Raw genomic sequence first — 17743 nt, forward strand, 5'->3', positions numbered from 1 at the left:
CTGCTGCTGCTGTGTTGCCTTTGCACATTTGCAATGGCTGCACCGCTATTGCAGCCATTGACACCGGATCAAAACTTATCTCAGGGTTCAGTCAATGATTTATTGCTCGACCGTCAGGGCTTTTTATGGATAGCTACAGATGCGGGATTAAACCGCTATGATGGCTATCAAAATCTGCTGATTGGTGCAGACTCACCTCAATTGCAAAGCCTGACTTTTACTCAATTAGTATTAGATTCAAAACAAAGATTATGGGCTTTGGCCCCACGTTCTGGCTTATATGCTTTTGATCCGCTGAAAGCTCAGTTATTTTTACATGCCTCCTTACCCGGTACTGCAACACTGCAAAACCGTTTCGTCAATTTAATACAATCAGATGACGAACACTTGCTACTCAGTAGCAGAACAGAGCTATATAGTTATCAGACAGACAACAGCCAACTGACTGTTTTAGCCAGATTGGCCGATATAGCATTAGCAGAGGCCAATATTCGTGTGCTGCTAACAACTCCGGACTGGATACTGCTCGGTACCAGTCATGGCTTAGTCCTCTATGATAAAACCACTCAACAACTGAAGCTGGTGCCTCATTTGCCCCAAGGCCAGTCGATGGACTATCAGCGCCATGTTAAAGCCTTACAAATTCAGGATAAACATCTGCTGGTAGGTACTGTCGAAGGCTTGTATCAACTGGAACTGTCGGCCATAAAACAGTTTTTACAAACAGGACAAACTCCAGCGAGCAAAGAACTGATTGCCGGGCCTAATGTCTGGAAAATTAAGATCCAGTCTGATCATTTATTAGTGGCGACAGAACGTGGTTTGTTACGTTATACACCAGAGCAAAACAGCACAGCGCTGGTGCTGAAATTCAGCGAAAGTAATTTTAATTTGTCTGACGACAATATAGTAGCTTTGCAGGAAGACGGTCAGGGTGGTTATTGGCTTGGAAGTCGTTTTGATGGTGCTTATTATTGGCATCCACGCAGCAAAGCCATTCGCAATTTCAGTCGTACAGGACCTGATGCTTTAAGTAATGACAAAATTACTGCCATAGCTGAAAAAAGCAGGGAAGAGTTGTGGTTGGGTAGTCGCAATGGCCTGAACTTATTAAATCTGGAAACTCAGCAGGTTCAGCATTTTCTGGTGAACCCGGATCCAAAAGCCGTCTGGCATACCAGTACCATCATGAATTTGTCGATGGATAAAGCCGGCGACTTATGGTTCTTATCCTCCAGTGGCCTGAATTATTTCTCCAGTCAACATAAAGAGCTGCAACAAGCCCCGGTAGCAGGGCCAGAGCAGCAGGCTGTGCTGAACAAAGCGCGGCCCGGCAGTTGGCTTAATCAGCAGCAACCCTTTTATCTGCTGACCAGAGAAAGCTTTTATTTGTACCAGGTGGAAACAGGACAAGCAGAGGAACTCACTGCATTAAAGCAAAAGTTGCCTGCCAGCGAGGTTCGTGCTGTTTTAGGCAAATGGCCAGGCCAACCAGACTGGCTGGTGTTGTCCGCTTATGAAAAGCTCTGGGCCTACAATGAAAAAACAACAGAGTTAAAGCTGTTGTACCAGGCCGAAGTAAGTACAGCTTTTAGTATGCGTTTTGCCGATCAGATGGCTTTGGATAAAAACAATACCTTATGGTTCAGCGCTGCAGATATAGGTTTGCTGGCTTTTGACGCGAAAACTATGCAGCTGAAACATCATTTTCACAGCAAAAACAAACTCAATACCAATGTGGTGTATGCGGTGAACCGCGATCAACTGGGCCATATCTGGTTTTCCAGCTTGCATGGCGTCTCTTCGTTAAATGTTGATAGCCTGCATATAGAACAATTCAGTAAAAAAGATGGTTTATCCAGTAATGAATTTATCGGCCAAAGTAGCCAAAGGTTAAGCAATGGCGAGATGGCTTTTGGCTCTATTCGTGGAGTGAACCTGCTATCGCCGGCGCAATTGACGGAACCCAGGCGCAAACCCCGTATTGTCATTACTCAGCTGGACTTATTGTCTTCGCCTATAGAAAGCCCGCTCACCGATTTATCAGGTCAGTTTTTTAGTTTGCCTTATAACAGCCAGGGTTTAACCATCAGTTATTCCAGTCTGAATTTCCGTGACAGTGGAAAAATGCGTTACCGTTATTGGCTGGACGGCCCGCAGCGTTTAGTTTTTCCTGAACAAAGCTCCAGCTCTGTGATGTTCCCTCAGCTGACGCCGGGAGATTATCAGTTTAATGTAGTGGCCGTATCGCCGGTGACAGGCCTTGAAAGCGAAGTGGCGACTCTGCGCCTTAAAGTAGAACCTGCCCCCTGGCTGAGTTACTGGGCTTATATGGTGTATGCGTCTGTTACCCTGATTGTGATGCTGTTTTATTTGCGAACCCGGCAAAAACAACAACGTATGCTCAAAGTAGCTCATGCCAAAGTGACCGCCAGTGAACAACGCTTAAAACAAGCGCTGGACTCCATCGACAGTGGCGCCTGGGAATGGCATGCCCGCAAAAACATTATGTTTGCCTCCCGTATTCACAGCATGCTGGGTTATCAGGAAGCGCTCAATCCGCTGGCGATGAGCCAACATTTATCTTTATTGCATCCGGAAGACAAAGACGCGTATCAGCAAGCCTGGCTGAAACTAATGCAAACGCCGGATAAAACCTTTGATCACACTTACCGTATGCAACATAAAAATGGTAAATGGTTATGGTTCCGCGATATAGGGAAAGTGGCTGAAGTGGATGATGAAGGTCAGCCAGAACGGGTCATTGGTACTTTTAGCAACATTACCGAAACCAGGGCGAACCAGGAAAAAGCCCGGCTTTTTGGTGAAGCTTTCCAGCAAACCCGTGACTGGGTGGTGATTTTAGATGCCAGCCAAAGAGTCATAGCTGCTAACCAGTCTTTTGCTGATGTCTTTGGTTCTGTCGATCAGTATCTGGTTAGCCCAAAAACTCACCATCTGGGCATCAGCCTGCAACGTCGTCGTTTTTACACTTCGTTGTTACGTGGTTTAACTGTTAATCAGCACTGGCAAGGTGAAGAGCTGGTGCACACCCCTGACGGTAAAGAGCGCCCTGCCCTGATAAATATCAGCGCTATAGGTGATGTGGATAAAGTAGAGTTTTTTGTACTGGTGTTTACCGACATCACAGCACAAAAAGTAGCAGAAGAAGAATTACGCTATTTAGCCAGCTACGACTCGTTAACAGGCCTACCAAACCGCACTTTGCTGATGGATCGTATTCAACATGGTATAGATCAGGCTAAACGGGCTAAAAAGTCTCTGGCTTTGTGTTTTATCGATCTCGACAAGTTTAAGCAGGTCAACGATTCTTTAGGTCATGATGTCGGCGATCAATTACTGCAGGAAGTCGCCAGACGTTTGCGTGCCACTTTAAGAGAAACAGATACCATAGCGCGTTTAGGTGGTGATGAATTTGTGGTATTGCTGGAGAGCTACAAAAACGATGACAACATCAGCCATGTAGCCCGCAAAATGCTGCAATCTATTGGCGAACCTATGCAATTAGGCACTCATACCGTCAGCGTATCGCCCAGCATTGGTATAGCTGTGTACCCGGACGATGCCACGGACGCCAATTCGTTATTAAAACATGCTGACGTTGCCATGTATCACGCCAAAGATTTGGGCCGTAATAACTTCCAGTTTTTTATTGCCGAGATGAACGAAAAAGCTCATATGCAACTGGCCAAAGAAACTCAGTTACGACAAGCCTTTAAAGATGGCGAATTTATTAACTACTACCAGCCTATTGTCGATTGCCGCAGCCAGTCCGTGATAGGGGTGGAAGTATTAATGCGCTGGAGTCATAAAAATACCCTTATTCCGCCGACCGAATTTATTCCTATGGCAGAAGATTTACGCTTAATTATTCCTATGACTTTATCTTTGCTGGAACGGGCTTTGGTCGATTTGCAGCAATGGCGTCAGGCCGGATTAGATTTGTACTTGTCGGTGAATTTATCCACCAGTCATTTAGAACAACTGTCTCTGGCGGAACATACTGAAAAGTTGCTGAATAAATACCAGTTGCCACCCTCTTGCTTGCGTTATGAAGTGACCGAAAGCGCGCTGATGCGTGACCACGAAAAGGCCATTACCACTATGCTGGCGCTGAACCAACTGGGCATTCAGCTGGCGTTGGATGACTTTGGTACTGGTTATTCCTCGTTAAAATACTTAAAAGAACTGCCAATAGACGCCATTAAAATTGACCGCAGTTTTGTTAAAGACATTGGCATAGATCCGGATGATGAAACCATTATCGAAGCCATTTTGTCGATGGCTGGCAGCTTAGGTATGAGTTGTGTCGCCGAAGGTGTAGAAACTGAACAGCAACTGGCTTTCTTCAGCAGTCGCCAGTGTTATCTGATCCAGGGTTATTTATTTGCTAAACCTATGCCAGCCATAGAATTGATTAACTGGCTGCATAGCGAACACTTAAATTAAATTATTGATAAACAAAAATATTTTCACTTAGCCTTACCCCAAACTATCTCATTTCACCTTCGATTAGACTGTAACCAGCTGATTAACTGTGACTAAGACTTGACGCCGTCGCAATGCCATCTATGTTGTATTTATCAGAGGAACTGAAGATATAACAGTGGAACAAGCAGAGTTACTACCTTTTTGCATTGGTCAACACCGCCTGGCTATTCAGCTTGCAGAAGTAGGCAGAGTATTACCCGCATTCATGTGGAACGAATTAGCCTATTGCCTTTTGCCTGTGAACGCTATCGTTCATGGAAAAGATAGAGTGCCGGAGCCCTATGGCTAAAAAGCTCATTGCAGTCCAATTATCTGGTTTGGGTCAGAACAAAGCTGAAGGAATAAACACAATTCGCCGTTCAGACAAACTTTACTTAGTACAGGATCCGGACATTGCTTGCATTGGCCCTATGCCTGATGCGGTGCGACGTCTGAGCCTCCAACACTGCATACTGGGCCCCCATAGCGTTGCCATTTTTATCAACCATTTGCAACGTGATAAAAGCCTATCCTTATCACAGAAGGAGTCTGAATGATATTCAAGGAAGCGAATGTGCTGATCGTCGTAGACAGTGCAACTCAGGCTGCAGAGCTGCAGCTTTTATTAGAGAATTCAGGCTGCACTGTATGGCTGGCTCGTAATGGTGTTGAAGCTCTGGAAATACTGCAACACCGCACTCCAACAGTGATCGTCAGCGACATTGTGATGCCTGAAATGGATGGCTATCAGTTATGCCATCAAATAAAACAGTCAGATAAAACCAAACAGATCCCGGTTATTTTGGTGACTGCACTGGCAGATCCACGGGACGTTGTGCACGGCTTAGCCTGTGGTGCTGATAATTTTATTGTGAAGCCCAACGACGAGCATTATTTGCTGCCCCGTATCCAGTATTTTTTGGTCAACCATGAGTTGCGAGCCCAGGAACAGGTTCAAACAAGCTTTGAAGTATTACTGGAAGGCGAACGCCATTTTATCACTGCCAGCCGGCAACAGCTGCTTGACCTGCTGATCTCCACCTACGAACAGGGAGTACGGATCAACCATGAATTAAGAACAAAACATGATGAACTGGCCCGCTCAAATTCGTTATTGCATTCTTTGTTTCATTTTACCATCGGCATTACCGGGCAAAAAAAGGAAAATGAGCTGATAGATGAAGCATTAAAACGGGTTTTGCAATTTCCTGATGTAGCCGCAACCTGGTTACTGATGCCTGAGAAAGGTAAGGAAAACTGTTTAGTGGTCGCAGGCCATTCAGGTTTAGATCAGCTCATGCAGCCTCTGACCGAATTTGATTGCATTAATCAATGCCCTTGCCACCATGCCGTATTCAGAGACAAAATTAATCAGCCCACAGACATCACTCAATGTCCTCTGTTAAAGCACTGCTCTCACCAGCAATCCCATGCCAGCATTCCACTGCTGATAGAAGGTGAAACTATAGGTGTGCTTAACGTGGTGCATGTAAATGGTGAAGCCTGGTCTACAGACGCTCTGGATGCATTAGCATCGCTGGGACGTCAGCTGTCTATGGCTCTGGGCCGCGCCCGGCTGTTTGACAGCCTGGAAATGCTGGTGGAAGAGCGTACCAAAGCTCTGGCAAATAGTGAATCGATGTTACGAAATGTGCTGAACAATTTACCTGTCGCTGTGCTGGTGGCGGATCAAGACGGTGAACTAATTATCAGTAATCAGGAATTTAGCCAGATGGCTGATGGCGTGGTGATTCAGAGCCTGGATCAGTTTGGTCAGCCACTCTATATTGAACAACAGAGTACCAGTTACTGTGACCCGGGCCGCTGGTTGTTGCATCAAACCCTGCAACAACAAAAAGCCTGCAGAAATATATTGCTGGATATCAAAACTGAGCAACAAGACATCCAGACTTTACTCAGCTCAGCAGTGCCCTTTTTTGATAGACAACATAAGTTACAAGGCGCTATTGCGGTGATGCAGGACATGACGGAGCAACGGCAACAAGATCTGCAGATGCGTATCCGAACCAGAGCTATCGAAGCCAGCATCAATGCCATCATTATTACCGACAATGAGGCACCAGATCAGCCTATTGTTTATGTCAATCCAGCTTTTGAACAACTGACAGGTTACACATCAGCCGAAGTGCTGGGGAAAAACTGCCGACTTCTGCAAAGCCAGGATAGGCATCAACCCGGCTTGGACTCCATTCGCAGAGCAATCCGCAACAACTGCAAAGGCAACGCTGAACTGCTGAACTACCGTAAAGATGGTTCGTCATTCTGGAATGATTTAACTCTGGCGCCCGTCGTCAATGACAGGGGCCATACCAGTCATTTTGTCGGCATATTGCGGGATATTACTGAAAGTAAAAACTACAGACAGGAGCTGGAGCATCAGGCTAATTACGACAGCCTGACCGGTTTACCTAACAGAAATTTACTCAACGATCGGCTGCAACAGGCTATAGCTTACGCTAAACGTCATGACCAGCAATTTACCCTGGCGTTTTTAGACATCGATCACTTTAAAGTAATTAACGACAGTCTTGGCCATACTGCCGGAGATGAATTGCTGCAGCACATTGCAGAACGTATGAAAAGGCAAATACGGGACACGGATACCATAGCCCGGCTGGGAGGGGACGAGTTTGTTATTTTATTGACAGACAATAGTCCTATATCTACTCACGTCAGACGCCTTGACAAGCTGAGGCAGCAGTTAATACGCCCCGTCATGTTAGAACAACAAGAAATAGTGATCAGCTTCAGCACTGGGATCTGTCGTTATCCTATGGATGGGGATACCAGCGTCACATTGTTACGAAATGCCGACACAGCAATGTATGAAGCAAAACATCAGGGACGCAACAGGATCTGTATGTTTAAGCCGGAAATGAACACCATAGTGCAACAACGCTTACAAATGGAACAAGCCATACGGCAAGGCTTGTTCAGTAAAGAGTTTTTAGTCTATTACCAACCACAGGCTGATTTAAGCACAGGCAGGCTTTGCGGCCTGGAAGCGCTGGTGCGCTGGTATCACAAGGAGCAGATGATCTCTCCACTGGCTTTTATTTCATTGGCAGAACAAAGTGGCTTGATCACTGAACTGGACTTCTATGTGTTTACCACTGTATGTAACCAAATCAGCCAATGGAGAAATGAGCTTCAGGGCGTTTCGGTTGCAGTGAATTTTTCAGCTTTAAGCTTTATGGATGCGCAGTTTGTTCCCCGTATTCGCACTATACTGGAGCTGTATCAGGTAGACCCTGACTGGATCAAAATAGAAATGACGGAGAGTATTCTAATGCATGATGCAGATGAATCTTTGCTCAAAATGCAGGAACTCCGCTCTTTGGGCATTCACTTTTCTATTGATGATTTTGGTACAGGCTACTCCTCATTGGCCTATTTAAAGCGCTTCCCTTTCGGTCAACTGAAAATCGACCGCAGTTTTATTGGCGATGTTTACACAGATCCTGATAGTGCGGCGTTGGTCCGGTCCATGATCTCCATGGGGCATAACCTGGGTATCAAAGTGATCGCAGAAGGTGTTGAGACCATGGAACAACTTGGTTTTCTGCTCAAAGCTGGCTGTGATGAAATTCAGGGCTATTTTTATTCAATGCCTTTGCCGGCCGACAAATGTTTCCATCAACTTCAACACAGAGAGCAAGCCCAGTTACCCCCTGAACTTTATGCCAATGGCCAGCGCTGCTTGCTGGTGGTGGATAGTGAAACCAATATACTGCAGGCTCTGAAACGAGAACTGCGGCTGGAGAATTATAAGTTGCTGCTGGCAGAATCTGCAGCTCAGGCCATAGATTTACTGGCTAAAAACAATGTAGATATAGTACTGACTGACTTGCGGTTAGAAGATATGACAGGCATTGATTTTTTACAAAAAGTCCGGGCTATTTATCCTGATGTTATTCGTATGGTGCTCAGTGCAACGACTGAAATCAGTGGCATTCTTAAGGCCATCAATGAATGTGTGATTTACCGCTTTATTACGAAGCCCTGGGAGCCAAATGACTTAAAACTGCAGCTTGCTGAAGCCTTCAGGCTCAGAGCAATCCAGTTAGAAAATGAGCAAATGAAACAGCAGTTGCTCGCCAATGAGAAAAAAAGGGGCTGAACAGCTCATCAGCCTGCAGATACGACAGGTTGCTGTGCCGGTAACCAAATCTTAAAGCTGGTGCCACAACCTGCTTTGGTCGTCACCTCAAAACGCCCATGGTGCCGCTCAATAATAGCGAGAGACAAGGCAAGACCCAACCCCGTGCCTTTTCCTATAACTTTAGTGGTAAAAAAGGGGTCGAAAATTCGTGATAAGTGTTCATCACTGATACCACAGCCGTTATCCTGCACTTCAATCCAGACCCAGTCTTGCTGAACACCGGTTCTGATATGAATTTCGCCCTTTTCGGAGATCGCATGCCCGGCGTTCACCAGTAAATTCAGCATCACCTGGTTCAGCTGTGAAGGTATACACTCCACCATAGGCAAAGCTGCAAAGTCTTTGTGTATCACAGCTTTGTACTTCAGTTCGTTATTCACAATAGTCAAACTCGACAAAATTCCTGCTTCAATATTGGCTAGCTGGAAATGGCCTTCATCGGTATGGGATAAATCTTTCAGCGACATGATCTGAGCGATCACCTGCTCCAGGCCAAAGGCTGATTCTTTTAACAAATTGCGAATGTCTGCACAAATGTAGTCAAAATCAAATCTTTTCTTAATGGCCTCTGATGGCTCTGTAGTGTCAGGATCAGACAGCACTTCAATGATTTTAATCAGGTTATCCACATAATCAGAAAAGGTCTGCAAATTAGAATGCACATAACCCACAGGATTGTTTATTTCATGGGTGACACTGGTCGTTAACTGGCCAATAACGGCCATTTTCTCCGACTGAAACAACAGTTGTTGCATATGCTCTGATTTTTTCTGCAGCACATTGTGATCAGATACCTGTTGAAACAGCAAGCAATAGCCTATGAATTGAGGTTCGGTGAGTGGGATAATCTGATACAGTAAAGGCCCAACCGGGCCCACATCAACAGGGCCACAGAGTGCCAGTGCATTCTCTTTGTTTTCCCGTAGAGAAATGTTCGGTAATATTTCTGATAAAAAACTACCCGTTTTATAGTCCGAAAAAATACCAGTCGCAAACAGCAGTACTCCTGATGCGTCAACCAGCAGCAGATCTTTATGCAAAAGTTGTAATACGGTACTCGACACTGAATCCAATGCTGTCATAAGGTTTTACCCATCTAATCCTGAAAAGTACTAAACCTGAGTCAACAGCATGTCGGAACACAACAGATAAAAGCAACACAGCACACTTAGGACAGACAGGAGGCTGATTTTACAGACGCCAGATAACCTTCTATCACCAGGCTCAACTGCTGTTTACTGCATGGTTTGCTTAATACCTGATCAACCAGTCCTGCTTTTATCAACTCATCCGTAAAATCTTCACTGCTGCCGCTCAGCAACACACGCTTAACAGCATGGTATTTGTGATCCAGACCACGAAAAAATTCTGCGCCTGTGCCATCCTGCAAATAATAATCACAGAGTATCAACTGAATCGGGTGTAGCTCCAGCATCGCATAGGCCTCTTTCATCGTCAGACAAAACAAGGATTGCCAGTCAGACTGCCGGAACATACGCTGGTAAGCATTGAGCAGGAATTGCTCATCATCGATAAATAATACAACAGGCGCGTTATTACTCTGCATCAGAAGACGCTTCTCCATCTGCCAAAATACATTTGTCCACCTCGGCTAAGGTTTCAGCCCATACAACTTCAAATACAGGATAGCTGCGCTGGGCTTCAACCATATCTCTGGTTTTGAGCTGCCGCTCAAACACCTGACAAAGCCGTGCCATTCGTTCCGCCCCCACCATAGCAGCCATTGTCTTTAAACTATGTACATATCTTGTAATATCGTCAAAGGCACCGGTGCGCCATAACTTATCAATCTGAATCACATAACCCAGAGCTTCGGCTCTGAATTGTTTCAAGGTGTCGATAATCAGTCCTGCGTCTGACTCCCCATAAATCAGGCTGATGGCTTCAACGGTCAATAAAGGCCGGTTTGAAAGTGGTCGCAATGCAGGCCCTTTATTCATTATGATCTGACTCATTCAGAGGGTGCACAAAAGGTCTGTTCAGCGTTTGCACCCACCAATACGAGATACGCTTAAATAAGGGCTGGATCTGTGAGTTATGTTTGGGGTTTACTTTTGCCAGATCGCCGCCTAAATCAGTCAGCTTCTGGATCCTGTCATTAAAAAACACCCAAAAGCTCTGCTGGCCATCACTGGTATTTTGCAGTTTTTTCCCCACATAAATTAAGTAGTCTATGGCCTCAACAATGCGTTTTATTTCATTTGCTAATGCAATAGCTTTGCTTTCTTTAACAAATAAGTTGTGAAAGAAGTTAATACGTTGCGCCAGGATCAACATACGTCTGTCCAATTGATGGAAACCCGTTGTTGAGTTTTCCGGCCAGACCACTAATTCGGCGAGTTCGGTTTCAGTTTCACTCTCTTCCTGTGGCACATAGCCCTTGTGTTCTGAAGCAGACAAAGAACGGACTATAGCAACATTAGATCGGTAGGGTTCAGCGGTAAGAGCTGGCTCCGCCGCTTTTACTTCTTTTTTCTCGGGCACAAACACAATGTTTTTATAGTGTTCAGCATCAAGGATCTGTTTTTCGTGCTGTAAATGAAATACCACTTTTTTCTTTAAACCATCAGCAGACAATGGTTTAGCTAAAAAATCGTTCACATCATATGCCAGGCACTCTAAAACCATATCTTTATAGGTATTACCAGAAAACATTAAAACAGGAATGTCGTGAGGGTTGTTGATAGCACCACTGCGAAGTTTTTTTAACAGTTCAAGGCCATTTGGTGCGTTCATCTCTATGTCGGTGATCAACATATCTATGGTTTCATGTTCAAGAATATCGATAGCAGTACGCCCATCAGTTGCCTTTAGCACTTTGCAGTTTTTAATAGAGGTTATAACTTTAAATAAAAAGTCACACATCAGCAGAACATCATCTACAACCAGGATCGTAAAAGTACGGGTCGGTATCAACGAAACGCTCCTTGTTTTAACTTCATTAATCTCATAGTCGCCTTAGGGCATCTTTCACTGCAGTTTAGTAGCGAAAATGGATATTTGCTTAGTTTGTCCTCTGTTTAGCATTTAAGTTCAGCTGGAATTATCAACAGAACCACCTGATGACTCCCTGAAAGCACAGTAAATTTCTGCGTTGCTCTGCTATACTGCGCACCTCTTCGATGGATGTGATTTCCGATGCAACCCAATTTGCTGAAAGGCGCGTTATTGCTGTTACTGGCTGAAGCTTGTTTTGCTGGTATAGGTGCTTTAGTCAAACTGACCAGCGACAGTGCCAGCAATGCGCAGGTGGTGTTTTTCCGCAACTTTTTTGCCTTAGTGGTGATGCTGCCCTGGCTTTGGGTGCAAGGTAAACAACTGCTCTATACCAAGCGCTGGTATCTGCATCTAAGCCGCTCCATTACCGGCATTATTTCGATGTACTGCTTTTTTTATGTCATCAGCCAGTTGCCTTTAGCCCAAGCTATGGTGGTGCTTTTAATGTCACCTTTTATAGTGCCGCTGATTGCCAGATATTGGCTAAAAGAAACGGCCAGCCGCTTAACCTTATTCAGCGTAGCTTTGGGTTTTGGTGGCGTGTTATTGGCTTTACCTGTAGCCAGCGGTGGAGGTGCTTTTTATCTGTTTTTAATAGCGCTGCTGTCAGCGGTATTAGTAGCAGTCACCAAAACCACCATTCGTTATATGTCTGACACTGAACCCGCAGCCCGTATCGTCTTTTATTTTTCCTTACTAACCGCCATTATCTCTTTTGTGCCCGTGCCTTTTTATTGGCAGGAATTGCCAGCTATCGCCTGGTGGGCCTTTGCGTTTATGGGTATTTTGGCCGCTATAGGCCAAATGGCGATGACCAAAGCTTATGCCTTAGCGCCTGCTTCTGATATTGGTATCTGGACTTACAGCTCTGTTATTTTTGCCGGGCTTTTTGGTTATTTGTTCTGGTCAGAACCTGTCACCATGAGCTGGTTTGCCGGTGTGGCCATTATCTTTTACGCTGGGTATATCACCACAAGACAACGTTTATGGTAACTGCCCTGCGTACTTGAAGCTGCGGGCTTTGTTGACTGAGTTCTTTCGCCCCAGTCACATAGGTGAACTATGCTCCCGGGGTCTCAATCACTCGTCGCCTCGCCGCATCATCAATTACTTTGGGCAGCCCTGCTCACTTGAAGCTGCGGGCTTTGTTGACTGAGTTCTTTCGCCCTCACATTAATTAGAATCTATAGACGGGCGACCATAAAGGTCGCTCCTACGGCTTACCAAACAATCTTCATGGTTTTCAATCACCAACATTTATTTTTATTTCGTTCAAACCTTTTTCCTGTCCCTGACGACTCATTGGTAATAGCGGCATTTTTTGATGCCTTACCAAAGAGCTAAAGTGCAGGAAAACCCATGAAAATAGCCGATACCAGCAGCCAGGATGAACGGCTGGCACCAAAAAAAACCACTAAAAAATTCTGGGTAGCAGGCTCTGTCAGCCTGCTTTTGGTATTGCTGTTATGGCAGATTATTCCTGCGGCTCGCAGTTGGTCGCAGTCGGATATGTCGGTGTCTTTATCGCGCGTGCGGCTGGACACAGTAAGAACAGCAGATTTTACCCGGGATATATCAGCGCAGGGCCAGGTGGTCGCAGCGGTCAGTCCTAAACTTTATGCTCCGGCTGAGGGCACTATCAGCTTATTGCTTGATGCAGGTACTGAAGTGAAACAAGGGGATGTGCTGGCGACTATCGACAGCCCCGAGCTGAACAATAAACTGCTGCAGGAACAAGCCACCTTTTACAGCTTAGAAACCAGCCATAACCGGCAAAAAATTCTGGCGAAAAAGCAGCAACTGACCGACAAAAAAGCTGTGGACATAGCACAAGTGACTTTAACCACAGCAGAGCGTGAGAAACGCCGTGCCGATCAGGGTTTTGACAAAGGTGTGATCAGCAAAATTGAGCACGAAAAAGCGCAGGACGATTTAGAAACTGCCAAATTGCAGCACCAGCACGCTGTAGAAGATGCCCGCCTGAATAAAGAAAACCTGGATTTTGAAATACAAAGTTTAGCTCAGCAGCTGGACCGTCAGCGTTTGCTGGTGGAGGACTTTCAGCGTCAGGTCAATGGCCTGCAAGTCCGTTCTCCTGTGGATGGCTTATTGGGTAATCTGGCTGTAGAAAACAAAACCTATATCACCAAAAACCAGCTGATTTTATCTGTGGTGGATTTAAGCCAGTTTGAAGTGGAAATTGCCGTGCCCGAAAGTTATGCCAACGATTTAATCATTGGCTTGCCAGTGGAAGTCACAGCTGAGCAAAGACTGTATATGGGCAAGCTGGTGACCATTTCTCCTGAAGTGTTCGAAAACCAGGTCAAAGGCCGGGTACGTTTTACCAAAGAAGCGCCACCTGCCCTGCGTCAAAACCAACGTTTAAGCAGCCGTATTTTATTGGAACACCGCGAAGGCGTGATGCAGGTAGCCCGTGGCCAATTCCTCGATAGCAGCAATGGCAAATTTGCCTACAAAGTCAGCAATGGCATGGCCATTAAAACTCCGATTGAACTGGGCGCCCGTAGCCTGAACTCAGTTGAAATTCTGGCAGGTTTGCAGCCGGGCGATCAAATCATTACCTCAGGCACTGACATTTTTGAAGGCGCCAGCACAGTACAACTTAATAACTGAATAAATAACTAAGGCGAGAACGCCAGAGGACTTGTTATGTTAACCATGAATAAAATCAGTAAATCTTTTATCACTGACGATGTGATCACTCATGCGCTGCGGGATATCCAGCTGCATGTCAACGAAGGTGACTTTGTCAGTGTGACAGGCCCTTCAGGTTCAGGAAAAACCACCTTTTTAAATATTGCAGGTTTATTGGAAACCAGCACCAGCGGTGAATACCTGCTGGACGGCGAAGACATAGCCAAACTAAACGACAACGGTCGCTCCCGCATGCGTAACCAAAAAATAGGCTTTATTTTTCAGAGTTTTAACCTTATTCCGGATCTTAACCTGTTCGACAATGTGGATGTGCCTTTACGTTACCGTGGCCTGAATACAGCGGAGCGTAAAAAACGTATTGAATACCATCTGGATCAGGTGGGTTTAGCCTCTCGCATGAAGCATCTGCCAAGCCAGTTGTCCGGTGGTCAGCAGCAACGTGTGGCTATAGCCCGCGCCCTGGCAACGTCACCACGCTTTTTACTGGCGGATGAACCCACAGGTAACCTCGACAGCCAGATGGCACAAAGTGTGATGAGCCTGCTCGAAGACATAAATAAAGCCGGCACTACTATTTTGATGGTCACGCACGACCCAAGCCTGGCGGCCCGCGCTAAACGCCAGATTTATATTAAAGATGGTCATGTCAGCGAGCTGACGAATAAAAACTCTAACCTGCATCTGGTTGGCGAAGCTTAAGGAGCGGCTATGTTTTCTTATTATGTAAAGCTGGCTTACTTAAGCTGCAAACGCACCTGGGGTATGACGCTGCTGATGGTGTGCGCCATAGGTTTAGGTATTGGCGCCTCCATGACCACCATTACGGTTAACTATCTGATGTCGGCCAACCCTATTCCCCAAAAAAGTGAGCAACTGTTTTTTGTGCAAATGGACGCCTGGCAACCCAACAATCCATTTAACGACGACGGTGATGCCCCCACTCAACTGACCTATCGTGATGCTACTTATTTATGGCAGGCCCAAAAAGCCAAACGTCAGAGTATTCAAAGTGGTATGGCGGCAGTGATTGAACCTGCGGATAAAGAAGTGTTGCCTTTTATGGTGCAAGGCCGCGCCAACAGTGCTGACTTTTTTTCTATGTTTGATGTGCCTTTTTTATATGGCACGGGCTGGGATCATCAGGCCGATCTGAAAAAAGAACGGGTGATCGTAATCAACGCTGAACTGAACGAGCGCTTATTTGGTGGTAAAGATTCGACAGGCCAGACAGTGCGTATGGCAGGTGAAGACTACAAAGTGACAGGGGTGATCGACAGATGGAACCCAAAACCTAAGTTCTATGACATCAGTACAGGTGCTTTTAATGATGTAGAAGAAGTTTTTGTGCCTTTTAGCTTAATTACCGAGCAAAAATTCAGCCGCTCTGGCAATACCAACTGCTGGAAACCGACTGGTTCAGGTTTTCAGGCCTTTTTAGATTCAGAATGTATCTGGCTGCAATTGTGGGTGGAGTTACCCACAGAGCAGGATAAAGAGGCTTATTTCAGCTTTATGAATGCCTACGCCAAAGAGCAAAACCAATATGGCCGCTTTGCCCGTACCGACAACAACAAGTTGCGTGATGTGATGCAGTGGCTGGAAAACCAGCAAGTGGTCGCAGACGACGCCAACATGATGATGGCCATGTCGTTGATGTTCCTGTTGGTGTGTTTACTCAATACTGTAGGTTTATTGCTGGCGAAATTTTTAGGCAAAGCTTCGGAAATTGGAGTGCGACAGGCCTTAGGTGCAAGCCGTAACGATTTGTTTATTCAGCATTTAATTGAATCAGGCTGCATAGGTTTGGCTGGTGGTTTATTAGGTTTAGTGCTGGCTATATTGGGGCTTGAAGCCATTAAAGTGATGTATGGCGACTGGATCCGCGATTTGGCCCAATTGGATTTGACTTTAGTAGCCATGGCTATTGGTTTAGCTATTGTCAGTGCGTTATTAGCCGGTTTGTATCCCACATGGCGTGCCTGTCAGGTTCAGCCGTCCGTTCAGCTGAAAAGCCAATAAGGAGTTTGCCATGTTAAATCTGTTTTCCGGATTAGAGTTAGGACCTATATTCCGCGCCTTAATGCGCAATAAAATTGGCGCTTTGCTGATCGCCCTGCAAATCGCCCTGACATTGACCATTATGGTGAATGCCATCTTTATGATGCAGGAACGCAGCCAGCAAATGGCCAGAGCCAGCGGTTTGGATGAAAGCAATACCTTTTATCTGAGCAACACTGTCTTTGCTCAGAATTACAATCTGAAGACAGCGTTGCAGCAGGATTTACAGCGTATTCGCCAAACTCCTGGTGTGGTGGATGCCACTCAAATCAATGCTATTCCTCTAAGCGGTGGTGGCTGGTCTATGAGCCTGCAAACCAAAGCTGGTGATGATATTGAAGGCACTGGTTCTGCTGTCTATATGGTGGACGAAAACGGCATCAATGCTTTGGGAGTGGAGCTGATTGCAGGTGAAAACTTCCAGAGCTCAGACATCGTCTGGCGTGAAGAAGGCAGTACCACCTGGCCTCCTAAAACCATTATCACCAAAGCATTAGCAGAAGCTATGTTTGAAGGTGACTGGAAAAGCGCCTTAGGCAAAACTGTCTACATTGACAATCATCAACCAGTGCAAATCACAGGCATTATCAACACCCTGCAAGCCCCATGGAACGGCTGGAATGGCGTGGAGCGCAGCATGCTGGTGCCTCAACAACTGGATAACAAAGGCAGCCGCTTTTTTATCCGCACCGAACCTGGTCGTCGTGATGAATTAATGCCTGTCATTGAAAAAATGCTGGCCGAAAGTGACAGAGGCCGCATTATCCGCAACGTCACCAGCATGGAGCAAACCCGTGATAAAAGTTATCAGGAGCATCAAGCCACTAATACGACCCTCCTGACCGTCATTATTGTGCTGACACTGATCACAGGTTTTGGCATTGTAGGCCTTGCTATGTTCAGCATTAACAGACGAACCCGCCAAATAGGCACCCGCCGCGCTTTGGGCGCCAGTCAGTGGCAAGTGATGCGCTACTTTATGCTGGAAAACCTGCTGATAAGCTCCGCCGGTGTGCTGCTGGGTGCGGCAGGTGCTGTAGGTTTAAATATCTGGCTGGTTTCAACCTTCAGCATGAGCCCGTTAAGCCCTGTGTTATTGGTGATAGGTGTTGTGGCCTTGCTGATAGTAGGCCAACTGGCGGTCAGTTATCCGGCTTTAGTGGCTTCGAGAATTTCGCCAGCTACGGCAACCAGAGGGCGTGCTTAGATCTGCTGTAACGACTCCCAGGTAAGTAAAAAGTAACCAACCTTTCCCTCAGCTTTTTGTCCTTCGGCTGAGGGATTTTTGTTTGTGGCATTACATGCCAAAATCGCTAA

Annotated in this window: 12 protein-coding genes; 8 read left to right on the forward strand and 4 right to left on the reverse strand. The window is 45.9% G+C overall.

What is annotated here, in order from left to right; genetic code table 11:
• Positions 1-33: 33 nt before the first annotated feature.
• The 3 genes from RHEIN_RS17545 (at position 34) to RHEIN_RS17555 (ending at position 8632) form a co-directional block, all read left to right on the forward strand.
• Positions 34-4470: an EAL domain-containing protein gene (locus tag RHEIN_RS17545; protein ID WP_139056501.1), complete on the forward strand. Its 4437-nt coding sequence runs from the start codon at positions 34-36 to the stop codon at positions 4468-4470.
• A 323-nt stretch (positions 4471-4793) separates the two neighbouring features.
• Complete coding sequence (locus RHEIN_RS17550) at positions 4794-5048, forward strand: chemotaxis protein CheB (RefSeq protein ID WP_008900324.1); 255 nt, start codon at positions 4794-4796, stop codon at positions 5046-5048.
• Positions 5045-8632, forward strand: coding sequence for an EAL domain-containing protein (locus tag RHEIN_RS17555; RefSeq protein WP_008900325.1), 3588 nt, complete (start codon positions 5045-5047; stop codon positions 8630-8632). The genes RHEIN_RS17550 and RHEIN_RS17555 overlap by 4 nt, the downstream gene beginning before the upstream one ends.
• An 8-nt stretch (positions 8633-8640) precedes the next feature.
• Here RHEIN_RS17555 and RHEIN_RS17560 read toward each other — a convergent pair whose 3' ends face one another.
• The 4 genes from RHEIN_RS17560 to RHEIN_RS17575 all read right to left on the reverse strand — a co-directional run bounded on the left by RHEIN_RS17560 (position 8641) and on the right by RHEIN_RS17575 (position 11611).
• A complete protein-coding gene (locus tag RHEIN_RS17560) occupies positions 8641-9756 on the reverse strand; it encodes a sensor histidine kinase (RefSeq protein WP_008900326.1) in 1116 nt (371 codons plus the stop codon).
• A gap of 86 nt (positions 9757-9842) precedes the next feature.
• Positions 9843-10241, reverse strand: a complete 399-nt coding sequence (locus tag RHEIN_RS17565; RefSeq protein WP_008900327.1) for a response regulator — start codon at positions 10239-10241, stop codon at positions 9843-9845.
• Positions 10231-10635 carry an Hpt domain-containing protein gene (locus RHEIN_RS17570; RefSeq protein ID WP_008900328.1) on the reverse strand — a complete coding sequence of 135 codons (405 nt, stop codon included), beginning with the start codon at positions 10633-10635 and terminating at the stop codon, positions 10231-10233. The genes RHEIN_RS17565 and RHEIN_RS17570 overlap by 11 nt, the downstream gene beginning before the upstream one ends.
• The gene (locus RHEIN_RS17575) at positions 10628-11611 is read right to left on the reverse strand and encodes a response regulator (protein ID WP_008900329.1); all 984 of its coding nucleotides are present in this window, start codon (positions 11609-11611) and stop codon (positions 10628-10630) included. The genes RHEIN_RS17570 and RHEIN_RS17575 overlap by 8 nt, the downstream gene beginning before the upstream one ends.
• A gap of 222 nt (positions 11612-11833) precedes the next feature.
• Between RHEIN_RS17575 and RHEIN_RS17580 the strand changes: the two genes are divergently transcribed.
• The 5 genes from RHEIN_RS17580 to RHEIN_RS17600 all read left to right on the forward strand — a co-directional run bounded on the left by RHEIN_RS17580 (position 11834) and on the right by RHEIN_RS17600 (position 17633).
• A complete protein-coding gene (locus RHEIN_RS17580) occupies positions 11834-12685 on the forward strand; it encodes a DMT family transporter (protein WP_008900330.1) in 852 nt (283 codons plus the stop codon).
• A 366-nt stretch (positions 12686-13051) separates the two neighbouring features.
• On the forward strand, positions 13052-14326 hold the full coding sequence (locus RHEIN_RS17585) for an efflux RND transporter periplasmic adaptor subunit (RefSeq protein ID WP_008900331.1): 1275 nt from the start codon (positions 13052-13054) through the stop codon (positions 14324-14326).
• 36 nt (positions 14327-14362) lie between these two features.
• Positions 14363-15067, forward strand: coding sequence for an ABC transporter ATP-binding protein (locus tag RHEIN_RS17590; protein ID WP_008900332.1), 705 nt, complete (start codon positions 14363-14365; stop codon positions 15065-15067).
• A 9-nt stretch (positions 15068-15076) separates the two neighbouring features.
• Positions 15077-16387: an ABC transporter permease gene (locus RHEIN_RS17595; RefSeq protein WP_008900333.1), complete on the forward strand. Its 1311-nt coding sequence runs from the start codon at positions 15077-15079 to the stop codon at positions 16385-16387.
• Between the two features lie 10 nt (positions 16388-16397).
• A complete protein-coding gene (locus tag RHEIN_RS17600) occupies positions 16398-17633 on the forward strand; it encodes an ABC transporter permease (RefSeq protein ID WP_008900334.1) in 1236 nt (411 codons plus the stop codon).
• Positions 17634-17743: the final 110 nt, after the last annotated feature.

Source organism: Rheinheimera sp. A13L, from assembly GCF_000217935.1.
GTDB lineage: Bacteria > Pseudomonadota > Gammaproteobacteria > Enterobacterales > Alteromonadaceae > Pararheinheimera.

Excerpts from the sequence above, each read along its gene's own strand:
- RHEIN_RS17545 (WP_139056501.1), top strand. The coding sequence starts at position 34 with ATGGCTGCACCGCTATTGCAGCCATTGACACCGGATCAAAACTTATCT.
- RHEIN_RS17595 (WP_008900333.1), top strand. The coding sequence starts at position 15,077 with ATGTTTTCTTATTATGTAAAGCTGGCTTACTTAAGCTGCAAACGCACC.
- RHEIN_RS17560 (WP_008900326.1), bottom strand. The coding sequence starts at position 9,756 with ATGACAGCATTGGATTCAGTGTCGAGTACCGTATTACAACTTTTGCAT.
- RHEIN_RS17600 (WP_008900334.1), top strand. The coding sequence starts at position 16,398 with ATGTTAAATCTGTTTTCCGGATTAGAGTTAGGACCTATATTCCGCGCC.
- RHEIN_RS17550 (WP_008900324.1), top strand. The coding sequence starts at position 4,794 with ATGGCTAAAAAGCTCATTGCAGTCCAATTATCTGGTTTGGGTCAGAAC.
- RHEIN_RS17585 (WP_008900331.1), top strand. The coding sequence starts at position 13,052 with ATGAAAATAGCCGATACCAGCAGCCAGGATGAACGGCTGGCACCAAAA.
- RHEIN_RS17555 (WP_008900325.1), top strand. The coding sequence starts at position 5,045 with ATGATATTCAAGGAAGCGAATGTGCTGATCGTCGTAGACAGTGCAACT.
- RHEIN_RS17565 (WP_008900327.1), bottom strand. The coding sequence starts at position 10,241 with ATGCAGAGTAATAACGCGCCTGTTGTATTATTTATCGATGATGAGCAA.
- RHEIN_RS17570 (WP_008900328.1), bottom strand. The coding sequence starts at position 10,635 with ATGAATAAAGGGCCTGCATTGCGACCACTTTCAAACCGGCCTTTATTG.
- RHEIN_RS17590 (WP_008900332.1), top strand. The coding sequence starts at position 14,363 with ATGTTAACCATGAATAAAATCAGTAAATCTTTTATCACTGACGATGTG.
- RHEIN_RS17580 (WP_008900330.1), top strand. The coding sequence starts at position 11,834 with ATGCAACCCAATTTGCTGAAAGGCGCGTTATTGCTGTTACTGGCTGAA.